Origin of the sequence: Micrococcus luteus (genome assembly GCF_014138885.1) — a bacterium.
Lineage (GTDB): Bacteria > Actinomycetota > Actinomycetes > Actinomycetales > Micrococcaceae > Micrococcus > Micrococcus luteus.
In genome coordinates, this window is record NZ_JACJIK010000001.1 from 1,004,269 (window position 1) to 1,018,823 (window position 14,555).

Annotated in this window: 15 protein-coding genes; 6 read left to right on the forward strand and 9 right to left on the reverse strand. The window is 73.2% G+C overall.

The genetic code is table 11. The annotated features are described in order from the left end of the window. Positions 1–17: 17 nt before the first annotated feature. On the forward strand, positions 18–1,439 hold the full coding sequence (locus tag HDA34_RS04595) for a class II fumarate hydratase (RefSeq protein ID WP_134377286.1): 1,422 nt from the start codon (positions 18–20) through the stop codon (positions 1,437–1,439). A gap of 90 nt (positions 1,440–1,529) precedes the next feature. Here HDA34_RS04595 and HDA34_RS04600 read toward each other — a convergent pair whose 3' ends face one another. Together HDA34_RS04600 and phoH2 are read right to left on the reverse strand one after the other, a co-directional pair. Further along, a complete protein-coding gene (locus HDA34_RS04600; protein ID WP_134377285.1) occupies positions 1,530–2,033 on the reverse strand; it encodes a prepilin peptidase in 504 nt (167 codons plus the stop codon). A gap of 332 nt (positions 2,034–2,365) precedes the next feature. Further along, positions 2,366–3,814 (reverse strand): RNA 5'-3' helicase PhoH2, encoded by a 1,449-nt coding sequence (phoH2, locus tag HDA34_RS04605; RefSeq protein WP_041105009.1) that lies wholly within the window; start codon positions 3,812–3,814, stop codon positions 2,366–2,368. 227 nt (positions 3,815–4,041) lie between these two features. Between phoH2 and HDA34_RS04610 the strand changes: the two genes are divergently transcribed. Then, entirely contained in the window at positions 4,042–4,683 is a 642-nt protein-coding gene (locus tag HDA34_RS04610; protein ID WP_227717990.1) for a rhomboid family intramembrane serine protease, read from the forward strand. On the opposite strand, the gene HDA34_RS04615 is transcribed toward HDA34_RS04610, so the two are convergent. Further along, complete coding sequence (locus HDA34_RS04615; protein WP_041105013.1) at positions 4,662–5,435, reverse strand: isoprenyl transferase; 774 nt, start codon at positions 5,433–5,435, stop codon at positions 4,662–4,664. The two genes, HDA34_RS04610 and HDA34_RS04615, sit on opposite strands and share 22 nt — an antisense overlap. A gap of 105 nt (positions 5,436–5,540) precedes the next feature. Between HDA34_RS04615 and trhA the strand changes: the two genes are divergently transcribed. Then, positions 5,541–6,260 carry a PAQR family membrane homeostasis protein TrhA gene (gene trhA / locus HDA34_RS04620; RefSeq protein WP_134377284.1) on the forward strand — a complete coding sequence of 240 codons (720 nt, stop codon included), beginning with the start codon at positions 5,541–5,543 and terminating at the stop codon, positions 6,258–6,260. Positions 6,261–6,416: 156 nt separating this feature from the next. On the opposite strand, the gene HDA34_RS04625 is transcribed toward trhA, so the two are convergent. Both HDA34_RS04625 and mca read right to left on the reverse strand, forming a co-directional pair. Continuing rightward, positions 6,417–6,821, reverse strand: a complete 405-nt coding sequence (locus HDA34_RS04625) for a hypothetical protein (protein WP_134377283.1) — start codon at positions 6,819–6,821, stop codon at positions 6,417–6,419. A 48-nt stretch (positions 6,822–6,869) separates the two neighbouring features. Continuing rightward, positions 6,870–7,862, reverse strand: a complete 993-nt coding sequence (mca, locus tag HDA34_RS04630) for a mycothiol conjugate amidase Mca (protein ID WP_101965738.1) — start codon at positions 7,860–7,862, stop codon at positions 6,870–6,872. Between the two features lie 115 nt (positions 7,863–7,977). Between mca and HDA34_RS04635 the strand changes: the two genes are divergently transcribed. From HDA34_RS04635 to HDA34_RS04645, 3 genes are all read left to right on the forward strand, one after another. Further along, positions 7,978–8,424, forward strand: coding sequence for a DUF4307 domain-containing protein (locus HDA34_RS04635; RefSeq protein WP_044659626.1), 447 nt, complete (start codon positions 7,978–7,980; stop codon positions 8,422–8,424). 258 nt (positions 8,425–8,682) lie between these two features. Beyond that, a complete protein-coding gene (greA, locus tag HDA34_RS04640) occupies positions 8,683–9,177 on the forward strand; it encodes a transcription elongation factor GreA (protein ID WP_060973861.1) in 495 nt (164 codons plus the stop codon). Positions 9,178–9,274: 97 nt separating this feature from the next. After that, positions 9,275–9,913, forward strand: coding sequence for a GPP34 family phosphoprotein (locus HDA34_RS04645; RefSeq protein WP_134377282.1), 639 nt, complete (start codon positions 9,275–9,277; stop codon positions 9,911–9,913). Positions 9,914–9,923: 10 nt separating this feature from the next. Here HDA34_RS04645 and ilvA read toward each other — a convergent pair whose 3' ends face one another. The 4 genes from ilvA to HDA34_RS04665 form a co-directional block, all read right to left on the reverse strand. After that, the gene (gene ilvA / locus HDA34_RS04650) at positions 9,924–11,255 is read right to left on the reverse strand and encodes a threonine ammonia-lyase (RefSeq protein WP_134377281.1); all 1,332 of its coding nucleotides are present in this window, start codon (positions 11,253–11,255) and stop codon (positions 9,924–9,926) included. Beyond that, the gene (locus HDA34_RS04655) at positions 11,255–12,472 is read right to left on the reverse strand and encodes an AI-2E family transporter (RefSeq protein WP_134377280.1); all 1,218 of its coding nucleotides are present in this window, start codon (positions 12,470–12,472) and stop codon (positions 11,255–11,257) included. Before HDA34_RS04655 ends, ilvA begins: the two co-directional genes overlap by 1 nt. Next, positions 12,469–13,440 (reverse strand): aldose 1-epimerase family protein, encoded by a 972-nt coding sequence (locus HDA34_RS04660; protein WP_134377279.1) that lies wholly within the window; start codon positions 13,438–13,440, stop codon positions 12,469–12,471. The genes HDA34_RS04655 and HDA34_RS04660 overlap by 4 nt, the downstream gene beginning before the upstream one ends. A 121-nt stretch (positions 13,441–13,561) precedes the next feature. After that, a complete protein-coding gene (locus tag HDA34_RS04665) occupies positions 13,562–14,437 on the reverse strand; it encodes a Bax inhibitor-1/YccA family protein (RefSeq protein ID WP_036384970.1) in 876 nt (291 codons plus the stop codon). Positions 14,438–14,555 lie beyond the last annotated feature (118 nt).

Here is a 14,555-nt window from a genome sequence, read left to right on the forward strand (position 1 = left end):
CGTCCTAGGATGTGACCATGACCGCAGAGAACACCGATCAGCAGTTCCGCATCGAGCACGACACCATGGGCGAGGTGAAGGTGCCGGTGGACGCGCTCTACCGTGCGCAGACCCAGCGCGCCGTGGAGAACTTCCCGATCTCCGGCAAGGGCCTCGAGCCCGCCCACATCCACGCCCTCGCGCAGGTCAAGAAGGCCGCGGCCAAGGCGAACGCCGAGCTGGGCATCATCTCGCAGGAGCGCGCGGACGCCATCGTCGCCGCCGCGGACCAGGTCATCGCCGGCGACCACGACGACCAGTACCCGATCGACGTGTTCCAGACCGGCTCCGGCACCTCCTCGAACATGAACACCAACGAGGTGCTCGCCACCCTCGCCACCCGTGCCCTCCAGGAGGCCGGCTCCGAGGACGAGGTGCACCCCAACGACCACGTCAACGCCTCCCAGTCCTCGAACGACGTGTTCCCGACCTCCGTGCACGTGGCCGTCACCGCCGCCCTCGTGAACGACCTCGTCCCGGCGCTGGACCACCTGGCCGTCTCCCTCGAGAAGAAGGCGGAGGACTTCGCCGGCATTGTGAAGTCCGGCCGCACCCACCTCATGGACGCCACCCCGGTGACCCTGGGCCAGGAGTTCGGCGGCTACGCCGCGCAGGTCCGCTACGGCATCGAGCGCATCCAGTCCGCGCTGCCGCGCGTGGCCGAGGTCCCGCTCGGCGGCACCGCCGTGGGCACCGGCATCAACACGCCCCAGGGCTTCTCCGCGCGCGTGATCGAGCTGCTCGCCGAGGAGACCGGTCTGCCGCTGACCGAGGCCCGCAACCACTTCGAGGCCCAGGCCAACCGTGACGGCCTCGTGGAGGCCTCCGGTCAGCTGCGGAACATCGCGTTCTCGCTCATGAAGATCAACAACGACCTGCGGTGGATGGGCTCCGGCCCGAACACCGGCCTCGGCGAGATCGCCCTCCCGGACCTGCAGCCGGGCTCCTCGATCATGCCGGGCAAGGTCAACCCCGTGATCTGCGAGGCCGCGATCATGGTGTGCGCCCAGGTGATCGGCAACGACACCACCGTCGCCCTGTCCTCCACCAACGGCGCGTTCGAGCTCAACGTGGGCATCCCGGTGATGGCCGCCAACCTGCTCGAGTCCATCCGCCTGCTGGCCAACACGACGCGCGTCATGGCGGACAAGATGATCGACGGCATCGAGGCCAACGAGGAGCGCTGCGCCTTCCTCGCCGGTGCCTCGCCGTCCATCGTGACCCCGCTGAACAAGGTGATCGGCTACGAGGCCGCCGCCAAGATCGCCAAGCACTCCGTCGCGAACAAGATGACCGTGCGCGAGGCCGTCGTGGACCTCGGCTACGTCGAGCGCGGCGAGGTCACCGAGGAGCAGCTGGACAAGGCCCTGGACACCATGTCCATGACCCACCCGGAGTGATCCGGCGGATTCGGTGAGCGGCGCGACGCCGCCTCCCGGGCCACGACGCCGAGCGGCCGTCCTCCCGTGCGGAGGGCGGCCGCTCGTCGTTCACGCCAGCACCAGCACTCCGGCGGCCGCCGCCACCATCGCCGGTCCGAACGGCAGCGCCGTTCGCCCCGTCGCCCGGCCCGCGAGGACCAGCAGCCCCGCCACGACGCCGCCGAGCAGGATCGCGCCCACCCCGGCGGCGAGCACCGCCGTCGGGCCGAGCACCCCCGTGTACACGCCCAGCCCGCCGGCGAGCTTCACGTCGCCCATCCCGAGGCCGCCGCGGCTGAGCACGTGCAGCGCGAGCATCGCCACGGTGTAGCCGAGACCGCCCAGCAGGCTGCAGAGGGTCAGGTCACCCCGGCCCGCCAGCAGCGCTCCCCCGGTCATCATCGTCAATCCGCCCAGCGCCAGCCGCAGCGTCCATCGGTTCGGCAGCCGATGTTCGCGCAGGTCGGTGCGCACGAGCACGCCCGTGCACACCGCGAACCACACCAGTCCCAGGGTCCACAGCACCGCCGTCGCCGGCGCGCCGTGCGTCCACGCCCATCCCACTCCGCTCATGCGCCCAGCCTAGGTCGGGCGGCGCACCCGCCGGGCCGTCGTCCACAGGGCGATCCGGCCACCTCGCGTTCACGGTCCGGCCACCCGGTGTTCTGCCGACAGCGCAACCGGAGCCGCCCATTGCGACGAGCCCTCGCGTGGGTCTACTGTGAAGTCACGAGCTTCCGGCCGTCTGATGGACGTGCGGGGCTCACACAGACCCCATGGCCTCAATCCCGTTTCAAAGGGGCCATGGTGGCGGGCTTCCTCGGTCCCCCATCCCCCCCTCCGCGGGGCCGAGCACCCCCGCCGGGGGCCGCTGCTTCGGCAGCGGCCCCTTTTTCATGCCCGGCTCAGGCTCGGCCCTCCTCCAGCAGGTCCGTGACCAGCGCGGCGATCGGGGAGCGCTCGGAACGGGTCAGCGTCACGTGTCCGAACAGCGGGTGGCCCTTGAGGCGCTCCACCACGGCCGCGATGCCGTCGTGCCGGCCCACGCGCAGGTTGTCCCGCTGGGCGACGTCGTGGGTCAGCACGACCTTCGAGTTGCGGCCCATCCGGCTCAGCACCGTGAGCAGCACGTTCCGCTCGAGCGACTGCGCCTCGTCCACGATCACCCACGCATCGTGCAGCGAGCGGCCGCGGATGTGCGTCAGCGGCAGGATCTCCAGCATCCCGCGGTCCACCACCTCGTCCACCACGGACGGGGAGACCAGCGCGCCCAGGGTGTCGAACACGGCCTGCGCCCACGGGCCCATCTTGTCGCCCTCGGAGCCGGGCAGGTAGCCGAGGTCCTGGCCGCCGACGGCGTACAGCGGGCGGAACACGACCACCCTGCGGTGCTCGCGGCGCTCCATCACGGCGTCGAGGCCCGCGCACAGCGCCAGCGCGGACTTGCCGGTGCCCGCGCGGCCGCCGAGGGAGACGATGCCCACGCTCGGATCCGTCAGCAGCTCGATGGCCAGCCGCTGCTCGGCGGAACGGCCGTGCAGGCCGAACACGTCGCGGTCCCCGCGCACCAGGCAGGCTCGGCCGCCCTCGCCGACCCGGGCCAGGGCGGAGCCCCGGGGCGCGGTGAGCACCAGCCCCGTGTTGACCGGCAGGCGGTCCGCCTCGGCCGGGGCCTCCTCCGGCCCGGTCTCGACGCCCGTGCCGGTCAGGGTCCCCAGCGGGACGCCGGCCAGGTCGACCTCGCCGTCGTCGTAGAGGGCGTCCAGCCGCTCCTGCGCCACGCTGAGGGAGACGGTGCCGCGCCAGCCCGAGTCACGCACGAGCTCGTGGCGGTACTCGTCCGCGGCGAGGCCCATGGCCGCCGCCTTCACGCGCATCGGCAGGTCCTTGGACACGACCGTGACCGTGGCGCCCTCGTCCGCGAGCGCCTTCGCGACGGCGAGGATGCGGGAGTCGTTGTCCGTGCCGCGGATGCCCAGGGGCAGCACGTCCACGGACACGTGGTTCAGTTCGATCCGCAGCGTGCCGCCCTCGGGGGTGATCGGCACGGGCTGGTCCAGCGCGCCGTGGCGGCCGCGCAGATCGTCGAGCAGGCGCAGGGCCGTGCGCGCGTAGTAGCCGAGGTCGGGGTCGGCGCGCTTGGCCTCGAGCTCCGAGACCACCACGAGCGGCAGGACCACCTCGTGCTCGGCGAAGTGCAGCAGGGCGCGCGGGTCCGAGAGCAGCACGGACGTGTCCACCACGTAGGTCCGCAGGCCGGTCGCCTCCGCCGCCCCCGCCTCGGCACGCGCCTGGCCCGGCCGGCTCGACGGCTCCTGCCGGGTCTGCGCGTGCTCCACGAGCTCTGCCACCATGTCTGCCTCCTGTGCCGGTGAACCGTGCGGACGGGGGTCCGCCCACGGTCCACGCTAGGAAGCGGCGTCGTCCGCCGGGTCCCGGCACGGTGAACCCGGGATGAAGTCACGGTGACGGTCCGTCCGGGCTCCGCCACGGCCCCGGCGTCCCGCGCTCCCTACACTGGAGACGCGCCGCCGACGTCCCGACGGCCGCCCGCTCCCCGTCCACAGGAGGGCCCTTGAGCATGCACCGCCCGTCCCCCGGCCTGCCCGATCTGCCGGGCGGCCCGGCCCCCGCCCCGACCCTGGCCGAGCGCGCCGGCGGCCGCCTGCTGGGCGCCGTCGCGCCCACCGCCGTGCTGATCGCGGCCATGTGGGTCGCGCAGTTCGTGCTGATCTTCCTCGGCCGGGTGATCATCCCCGGCGTGGGCCTGATCCCCCGACGCCTCGACGGCCTCGACGGGGTCCTGTTCTCCCCCGTGCTGCATGCCGGCTGGGCCCACTTGATCGGCAACACGACGGCGCTGCTCGTCCTCGGTCCGCTGGCCGCCCTGGTCTCGCGCCGGCCGGTGGCCCTGCTCGTCTGCGCCTGGCTGGGCTCGGGCCTGCTGACCTGGGTGATCGGCACCCCGGGCGTGCACATCGGCGCCTCCGGGATCGTGTACGCGCTGATCGCGTTCCTGATCGTCTACGGGGTCGCGGTGCGGCGGATCGGGGCGGTCGTCGTCTCCGTGCTCGTTGCGCTCACGCACCTGGGCTCGAGCCTGATCGGCCTGCTGCCGGCACCCGGCATCTCGTGGACCGGCCACCTGGCCGGGGCCGTCGTCGGGGTGCTGCTGGGCCTGTGGTGGGGCCGCGCCGACCGTCAGGTGCCGAACCGGCGCTGACGGCTGCCGTAGTCGCGCAGGGCACGCAGGAAGTCGACCTTGCGGAACGCGGGCCACATGGCCTCGCAGAAGTAGAACTCCGAGTACGCGGACTGCCAGAGCAGGAACCCGGAGAGCCGCTGCTCCCCGGACGTGCGGATGACCAGGTCCGGGTCCGGCTGGCCGCGCGTGTAGAGCCGGTCCGCGATCTGCTCGACGGTGACGGACTCGGCCACCTCCGCCGCGCTGTGGCCCAGGGCGTGCTCGTCCCGCAGCAGCTCGCGCACGGCGTCGAGGATCTCCTGGCGGCCCCCGTAGCCCACGGCCACGTTCACGTGCACGCCGTCGTGGCCCTTGGTCTGCTCGGCCACCTCGGCGAGCCGTCGCGCCATGGGCTCGGGGAGCAGGTCCACCGCGCCGACCGGCTGCACGCACACGGGGGCGCGGCCCTCGGCCGGCTGGGCGAGGCGCTCCGCCGTCGTCTGGATGATCTCCAGGAGCGGGGCGAGCTCCTCCGCCGGACGCCGCAGGTTCTCGGTGGAGAGCATGTAGAGCGTGACCACGGGGATGCCGGCCTCGTCGCACCAGCCGATGAAGTCGAGGATGCGCTCAGCTCCGGCCTGGTGGCCCTGCTGCGTGGACGCCCCGAACGCGCGGGCCCAGCGACGGTTGCCGTCCACCAGCACGCCGATGTGCCGGGGCAGGCGCTCCGGGTCCAGGCCGCGCGTCAGCCGCCGCTCGTACAGGCGGTAGAAGGCCTCGGGTCGACCCACGGCGCGCTCCCCTCTCGGACGGTCCTGCGAGCCTCCAGGATACGCGCGCGGCACACAGCGACCATCCCGTGCCCCGGCCCCGGGCCGACCGGTGACAATGGAGGCATGGACCCTGTGACACCCCTCCCCGACGCCGACGCCGCCCGTCGCCTGCGCTGGCGCATCGAGCGCATCCGCGACCCCGACCATCCGCTGTACAAGCCCCGACTGCGCGGCTGGATCCACGCGGTCATGGCGCCGCTGACGCTCGCGGCCGGCATCGTGCTCATCGTGCTCGCGCCGACCGCGACGCTGCGGTGGGCCAGCGCGGTCTACGCCGTGACGGGCCTGCTGCTGTTCGCGGTCTCGGCGACGTACCACCTGGTGCAGTGGAACGAGGTGGTCTCCCGTGTCCTCAAGCGGTTGGACCACACGAACATCATGCTGGTCATCGCCGGCACCTACACGCCGCTCTCCCTGGCCCTGCTGGCTCCGGACCGGGCGCGCGTGCTGCTCACCCTGGTGTGGGTGGGGGCCGTGGCCGGCGTCGCGTTCCGGGTGCTGTGGACGGACGCGCCGCGCTGGCTCTACACGCCGGTGTACGTGGCCCTCGGGCTGGCGGCGCTGCTCTACCTGGGCGACTTCTTCGCCGCGGATGCGGCGGCGGGGTGGCTGATCGTGGCCGGCGGCGTCGCGTACATCACGGGCGCGGTCTTCTACGCGCTGCAGGCCCCCACGATCCACCGCGAGTGGTTCGGCTTCCACGAGCTGTTCCACGCCTTCACGGTGGCCGGCTTCGTGTGCCACGCCGTCGCCATCTACCGGGCGGTGCTCGTCGTCGCCTGAGCGTGGCGGGGACGGGGGTCTGCCGCCCGCCGGGCAGCGCCGAGGCCCGCAGACGCGCCGCTACGTCCATGCCGTAGCGGCGCGTCTGCGGGCCTCAAGGGTTCGGGCGTGGAGTCTCCGGCGTCGAGTCTCGGGCGTGCGCGGGCCCGACGGCGGTCAGTCGCGTCCGGTGTCCGGGGCCTGGGGCTCCGGGGCCGGCTCCTGGAGGTAGCCGGGGTACTTCTCCTGCAGGCGGCGCAGCCGGTCCTCGGAGTCCGCGTCCAGGTGCTCGCCGCCCGCGCGCGCCTCGTCCGGCAGGTGCTGCTGATGGCGCTCCACGAGCATGGCCTCGGCCTGCGGGGAGCGCTGCTGGACGCGGCGCACGGAGCGGACCATGACGCGGAGGACGATGATCGCCATGACCACCATGAGCGCGGTGAACAGGAACCCTTCGATGCCGGGGGTGACCTCCGCCTCATCGAGCCCGGGGCGCAGCGTCGGCTCCGGGACGGCGGGCACCGGCGCGGGGCTCGCGGCCGCGAGCGCGGTGAGGACGAGGGGAAGGCCAGACAGGGGTGTCACGCCGCCCCACTCTACCGGCCCCGGCCGCACGGCCCGAGCCGGGTCGGCTCAGCGCAGGCCGGCGAAGAGGTCGTGCTCCGGCAGCTCGGAGGGCACGCGCGAGTCGATCAGCGCGAAGTCCTCCCACGGCCAGGCGCGCCGCTGCAGATCATGGGGGGCGTCGAAGAACATGCCGTCGGGGTCGATCTGGGTGCGATGCGCCCGCAGGGCGGCGTCGCGCTCGTCGAGGAAGCCGGTGACGTCCACCTGCGTGGTGACGTCGTGGTCCGCGGTGACCCACGGCGGGATGACCTCCGGGTCGGGCACGTCCTCCCCGGCTTCGCGGCGGCGCAGCACCTCGCGCATCGCGTCCATCGCGTCGAACATCATCAGGCGTCGGGCGAACGGCACGTCCTCGCCGTCGGCCTCGGCCACCGCGGCCATCGTGCGGAACTTCCGCGGGTTGAAGCCGCAGTCGTAGTAGACCTTCGAGACCTCCCAGGCGGGCCCGGCCTCGGGGTACTCGTCGGCGAGGCCCGCGGCCCGGTACGCCTCCATCGTCACGGCGTGGGCCTGCAGGTGGTCCGGGTGGGGGTAGCCGCCGACCTCGTCGTAGGAGATGAGCACGTGCGGGCGGAACCGGCGCACGAGCGAGATCAGCGGGGCCGCCGCATCCCGGAGCGGGATCTCGGCGAAGCAGTTCGCCGGGAGGGCCGGCAGCGGATCCCCCTCGGGCAGGCCCGAGTCGAGGAAGCCGAGCCAGGCGTGCCGGATGCCGAGGATGCGCGCGGCCTCCGCCATCTCCTCGCGGCGCACGGCCGCGATGTCCCGGTCGGCCCGGGTGGTGTCCCCGAACGACGGGTTGAGCAGGGTGCCGGCCTCGCCGCCGGTGCACGTGACGACCATGACCTCGGCCCCGGCCGCCGCGTAGGCGGCCATGGTGCCGGCCCCCTTCGAGGACTCGTCGTCCGGGTGGGCGTGCACCGCCATGAGGCGCAGCCCGGTGGAGGGCGGCAGGGCGGTGCCTGCGGCGGGCTGGGCCTGGGGGGTCTGATCGGCCACGGGGATCGCACACTCCTGTCCGGATGGCGGGGCCGCCGCGGGGGCGACGGCGTGAGGGGGCTGGGCCGACGTCCTTATCGGCCTCCGGCGGCGGGCAGCGGCTAGGGTGGAGGGGATGTCCCACCACGCCCCCGCGGTCCGCGCGCAGGACCCCACATTAGCCAACCGGTACGGCACGAACCACACGCGTCCGGGCCGTCGTCGGCTGTGGGCGGGCCTCGGCGGGCTCGGGCTGGTCGTGGCCGTGCTGCTGTCCGTGTGGATCGGCCTGAACATGTCCGTGGGCGCCATCGAGTACAAGGACGTCGGCTTCACCATCGAGGACGACGGCCACGCGACCGTCACCTTCCAGGCCTCCGTCCCGGAGGGCGTCCAGGCCGAATGCGATGTGCTCGTCACCGACTCCCACGCCGCCCCCGTCGGCTTCCGCACCGTCCGCCTGGAGACCCTGCCGGCCGACCGGCGGGACTCCCCCTCGGACGCGCAGCAGCGCTACACCGTGGACGTGCGCACCGTGGTGCGGGGCGACTCCGGCGTCGTCGAGACCTGCCGCAAGGTCTGACCCCTCCCGGAGTGCTCCGCCCTCGGCGAAGCGGCCGCCGTTGGTGTGACGCACGCCGCCCGGATAGACTCGTCGGAGCATTCCCGCCCCGCCGGTGAGTCAGGCAGGCGTCGCACGGAGCCCTCGGGTCACGCGCGTCCTCCTGATCGGCGGGGTCTTTCGCATGCGGGCGCGTCCGCCGGACGCGGATCGCGCGCCAGACCCGGTGCGCCGCGCCCCGGACTCCGCATCACCCGAGACAGAAAGGCGGAACAGAGCATGACCACCAGCCAGTCCGACGCCCCGTGGCTGACCCAGGAGGCGTACGATCGCCTCTCCAAGGAGCTCGAGTACATCTCCGGTCCCGGCCGTCAGGAGATCATCGAGCGCATCGAGGCCGCCCGCGATGAGGGCGACCTCAAGGAGAACGGCGGCTACCACGCCGCCCGCGAGGAGCAGTCGAAGAACGAGGGCCGCATCGCCGAGCTGAAGCACCTGCTCGAGACCGCCCGCGTGGGCGAGGCCGCCGAGAACGACGGCGCCGTGCACCCGGGCACCGTGGTGACCGCCGTCGTCGCAGGCGACGAGATGACCTTCCTCTTCGGCAACCGCGAGATCGCCGCGGACGACGAGTCGCTCGAGGTCTACTCCGAGCGCTCCCCGCTCGGTGAGGCCATCAACGGCGCCAAGAAGGGCGACAAGGTCTCCTACACCGCCCCGAACGGCAAGGACATCAAGGTCGAGGTCAAGGACGTCCAGCCCTACTCCGGCTGACCCTGCCCGGCTCCGACGGCGGCCGCGGTCCCCCCGAGGGGACCGCGGCCGCCGTCCGTCCCGGACCCCACCGCGCCCCCGTTGCTACTCTGGCCCCATGCTGACCGTCGAGAAGGCACACCTGCTGCTCACCCGCGAGGACGGGTGCTCCGAGAGCCCCTCCCACCACCGCGTTGCCCTCGCGGCCGCCGCGCTGGCCGACCACCGGTCCGCCGGGATCGTGACCCTCGAGGACGTCCCCGTGGACCGGGCCCGCGTGCTCGTGACCGCGGCCGGCACCACCGGCGACCCCGTCCTGGACTCCTCCCTCGGACAGGTCGACGCCCTGGCCGGCCGACCGCTCGTGGCCACCGTGGCGGCCGGCAAGCCGGACCTGCGCAAGGCCGTCGTCGCCCATCTGACCGAGACCGGCCGCCTCACCGAGCGCAAGGCCTTCCTGGCCACCCGGCACGTCCCCCGCGGCACCGAGCGCGCCGAGCTGCTCGCGCACCTGACCGCCGTCGTCCTGGACGAGGCAGAGCCCTCCGACGAGGACGTGCTCCTGCTCGGCGTGCTGCAGCACCTCAACCTGGCCCGGCGCCTGCTGCCGGGCGCCCACGAGCGCTATGACCGTCGCGAGATGGTCCGTCGCATCGAGACGCTGACGCGCGAGGACCTCCTGGTCCAGGCCGTGCGCCGCGCGGTGGGCGGGACCTGCGGCACCGTCACCGCGGCCGCCGCCGGCTCCGTGGCCTGAGCCGGCCCGGTCAGGGCAGCGGGGCCGGGCTGTAGCCGGCCCCGCGCAGCGCCTCCAGGACCTGGGCGGAGTGCTCGGCGCCGCGGGTCTCCATGTCGATCGTGATGTGCACGCCGCCCATGGACAGCTCCGGGCCGACGCGGGTGTGGTCCACGCGCACCACGTTGGCGTCCGTGTCCGCGATGATCCGTGAGATCGTGGCCAGCTCGCCGGGGCGGTCCCGCAGCGGGATGCGCACGGTCATGTAGCGCCCGGCGGCCGACAGCCCGGCCTGGATGGACTTCAGCATGAGCATCGGGTCGATGTTCCCTCCGGAGAGGACCACGGCGGTGGTGCCGAGCTCGAAGCCCAGGTCCGCCGTGCGGCCCGCCAGCAGGGCGGCCACCCCGACGGCGCCCGCCGGCTCCACGACGAGCTTGGAGCGCTCGAGGAGGTGGACGAGGGCGGCGGCGATCTCGTCGTCCGTGACGGTCACGACGGCGTCCACCAGCTCGGCGGCGATCCGCAGCGGCAGGGCCCCGGGCCTGCCGACGGCGATGCCGTCCGCGATGGTGGACACGCTCTCCAGCACCTGGACGCGGCCCTCCTCGAGGGAGCCGGGGAACGCGGCGGCGGTGGCCGCCTGCACGCCGATGACGCGCACCGTGCGCCCACGACGCCGGGCGGCCTCCTTGAGGGCCACGGCCGTGCCGGCGATGAGCCCCCCGCCGCCGATGCCCATGATCACGGTGTCCACGTCCGGCAGCACGTCGAGGATCTCGAGGCCGACGGTGCCCTGGCCCGCGATGACGGCCGGATCGTCGAACGGCGGGATGAACACGGCACCGGTCTCCGTGGCCCACCGCTGCGCCTCGGCGAGGGACTCATCCACGGTGGAGCCGTGCAGGACGACCTCGGCACCGTGGTCCCGGGTGGCCTGCAGCTTGGGCAGGGCCACGCCGTGCGGCATGAAGATGCGGGCGCGGATGCCGAGCTTGGCGGCCGCGAGGGCGACGCCCTGGGCGTGGTTGCCGGCCGATGCGGCCACGACGCCGCGGCCGCGCTCCTCCTCGCTCAGCTGCGCCATCCGCACGTAGGCGCCGCGGACCTTGAACGAGCCGGCCCGCTGCAGGTTCTCGCACTTCAGGTGCACGTCCGTGCCCACGGCCCGTGAGAGCGCCCGGGAGTGCTGCAGCGGGGAGCGCTCGGCGATCCCGCGCAGCGTCTCGCGCGCCCGCTCGATCTCCTCGAGGGTGACGGGCAGCTCTGCCGGGGCCGGCGGACCGTCGGCGGGCCGCACCCACCGGGGCGACGGCGTCGGTCCGGTCCGGTCCGGGGTGTTCGTGGCCTGCGCCGCGCCCATCAGGCGTCGTCCCCGTGCCGGGTGCCCGCGTCGGCCTCGGAGGCGAGGGCGGCGTCCTCGTGCGTCGAGGGGCGGTACCGGTGGGAGCCGGCCGCCTCGTCCTCCGCGCCGCCCGGTTCGAGGGCGTGGTCCGTCCGCTCCGTGAGCTCCTCCGGCACGTCCGCGGTGAGGGCGCGGACGAAGCTGTTCACGAAGGCCAGCACCGGCACGGCGAACACGGCGCCCGCCAGCCCGAGGACGGTGGACCCGGCGGCGACGGCCAGGAACACGGCCAGCGGGTGCAGCGCGACGGCCTTGCCCATCACGAGCGGCTGCAGGACGTTCGACTCGATCTGCTGCACGAGCAGCACCACGCCCAGCATGAGCAGCGCATTGACCAGGCCGTTGGACATCAACGCCAGGAGCACCGCCATCGCGCCGGTCAGGGTGGCGCCGATCATCGGGATGAACGAGGCCAGGAAGACGAGCACGGCCAGCGGGATGGCCAGCGGCACGCCCAGGATCAGGGCACCGATGCCGATGCCGACGGCGTCGATGAACGCCACGAAGATCTGGACCCGCACGTAGGAGCCGAGCGACTGCCAGCCCGAGCGGCCCGCGCGGCCCACGGTGGCACGGTGCGCCTTCGGCACGAAGATCAGGAGGAAGCGCCAGATGCGGTCGCCGTCGTAGAGGAAGAAGATCAGGGAGAACAGGGCGATGAACAGGCCCGCACCGATGTTGACGGCCGTGGAGCCGAACGTGACGGCGCTGTTCATGACCGTGGCGGAGTTGTCCCGCAGCGTCTGCCACAGGCCCTCCAGCCCGGCACCGGAACGGGGGATCTCCACGCCCACGCCGGCCAGCCAGGCGATCGCGCCGTCGACGGCCTGGCCCAGCTGGTCGCCCAGCTGGGCGAAGCCCTGCACGATCTGCTGACCGGCGAGCCCCATGAGGCCCACCACGACGACGATCAGCAGCAGCACGCACAGCAGGGCGGCCGCGACGCCCGGCACCCGGATGCGCCGCATCGCCTGGTACACCGGGGCCAGCAGGGTGGCCAGCAGCGCGGCCACCAGGATGGGGATCAGCACGAGGCTCACGAAGCTGAGCAGGTACACCACGACGCCGAGGCCGATGACGACGGCCACCAGCCGCCAGGACCAGGCTGCGGCCACCGTCAGCCCATAGGGCACGTCCTTGTTGATCTTGGTCTGGGCCGCCAGGGTCGAGCTCACGCGCGATCCTCCTCGTGTGGGTGGTCGGGGACATGGGGGGTCAGACCCCACTGGACGCTCCAGCGGGCGTGCGGGGCGAGCCGGTGCAGGCCCTCCCCCGAGTTCAGGGCGTCCGCGGGAGCGGTGAGCGGCTCCACCGCGAGCGCCGTGTCACGGCCGGGCAGCCGGTCCGTGACGAAGACGTGGGTGTAGGCGAACGCGTGGTCGGACCACAGGGTCACGGCCTGGCCGTCCCCGGCGAGCAGAGTCTGGCGGTGCCGGCCGTCGGCGTCCGGCGTCAGGCCGGTGAGGCACACGTCCAGGGCGTCCTCGCCCACGGCCCGGCCGCGGCGGAAGTCCAGGTCCGTGCCGTCCACCGGCAGGGTCTCCACGGGGATGAGGTCCTCCCCCGTGCGGATCCAGGCGTCCGCGGGCACACGCAGGCTCAGCTCCGCCGTCGGGACGTCCCCGATCCGCAGGAACGGGTGGGCGCCGACCGCCACGGGCACGGTGGCGTCCGTGTGGTTCTGCACCTCGGCGGTGACGGTGAGGCCGCCGTCCGCCTCGAGCTCGTAGGTGACGCGGTGAGTGAGCCGGAACGGCCAGCCGTGCTGGGGGTGGATCTCACCGCGCAGGGTCACCGCGTGGGCGGAGAACGTCTCTGTGACGAAGTGGGTGTTGCGCAGCAGGCCGTGGCTGGCGTGGCCGCGCGCGGGTTCGGTGACGTCCAGGCGCTGCTCGACGCCGTCCAGGATCCAGCGGGCGCCGGCGACGCGGTTCGGCCACGGGCTCATCTGGATGCCGTTGGCGGCGGGCGGGACCACGTCCTGGCCGTACGGCTCGGTCAGGTCCACGCCGCCCACGCGGTACCTGCGCAGGGCACCGGCCAGGCCGACGACGACGGCCTCCGCGGACCCGCGGTGCAGGCGGTGCTGGGTGCCGGTGGCGTCCGGAGCCCCGAAGGCGGGCAGGTCGCTGGTCTCGGTCACGGGACCTCCTGAGTGGCGGCGAGGGACCCCCTCAATCTACGCCCTCGCGGACGCAGACCGCCCCGGCCCTGTGCAGGACCGGGGCGGCGGTGCGGGTCTCCGTGCGGGGACGGGGCGCCGGTCAGTCGTTGCCGCGCAGGATGGCGACGATGCGCAGGATCTCGATGTACAGCCAGATCAGGGTCACGGTCAGGCCGAAGGCCACGGACCAGGAGTACTTCTGCGGGGCGCCGTTCTTCACGCCCACGGCGGCCATCTCGAAGTCCATCGTCAGCGAGTACGCGGCGAGCAGCACGGCGATCGCGCCGATGATCAGGCCCAGGCCGCCCTCACGCATGTTGCCGATGCCGGTCCAGGTGAGGACCAGGTTGACGAGCATGAAGACGAGGTAGCCGATCATGGCGCCCATGACGATCTTCGTCATGCGCGGGGTCGGGCGGAACTTGCCCGAGGTGTAGAGCGCCAGCATCACCGCGAACACGGAGAAGGTGCCGAGCACGGCCTGCACCACGATGCCCGGGTAGGCGCCCTCGAAGAACGCCGAGATGCCGCCCAGGAACAGGCCCTGCGCCACGGCGTAGGCCATGATCAGCACGGGCGAGGGCTCGCGCTTGAACGCGTTGACCAGGCCCAGCACGAGGCCGGCGATCGCGCCGATGATCATCAGGCCCGGCGAGAACCAGCCCACGGCGCCCGCCACCACGACGAGCACGAGCATCAGGCCGGTCTTGCCGACGACGTCGTTGAAGGTCATCCGGCCGGTCTGCTCCGGGCCGGCGGAGGGCGCGCGGAAGGCGTCCTCCATGGACTGCTGGTGCGCGTACTGCTGGGCCGCCTGGCCGGCGCCGAACGCCTGGGCCTGGCCGTACGGGCTCTGCTGCTGGCCGTACGGGGACTGCGCGGACTGCTGCCCGCCCTGGTACCAACCGGGCTGCGCCTGTCCGCCGCCCTGCATCTGCTGCTGGAAGTTCTGAGAGTTCATGACCGGATTCGCCACGGCTCGCTCCTTCGGGTCGAGTCGGCCCGGTCGCACGCCGCCGCAGTGAGCAGCGCTCGTGCCCCGGGGTTCAGCACGATCCTATCGGGATGTCTGCGTCCGCGCGCGGGGCCGGAGC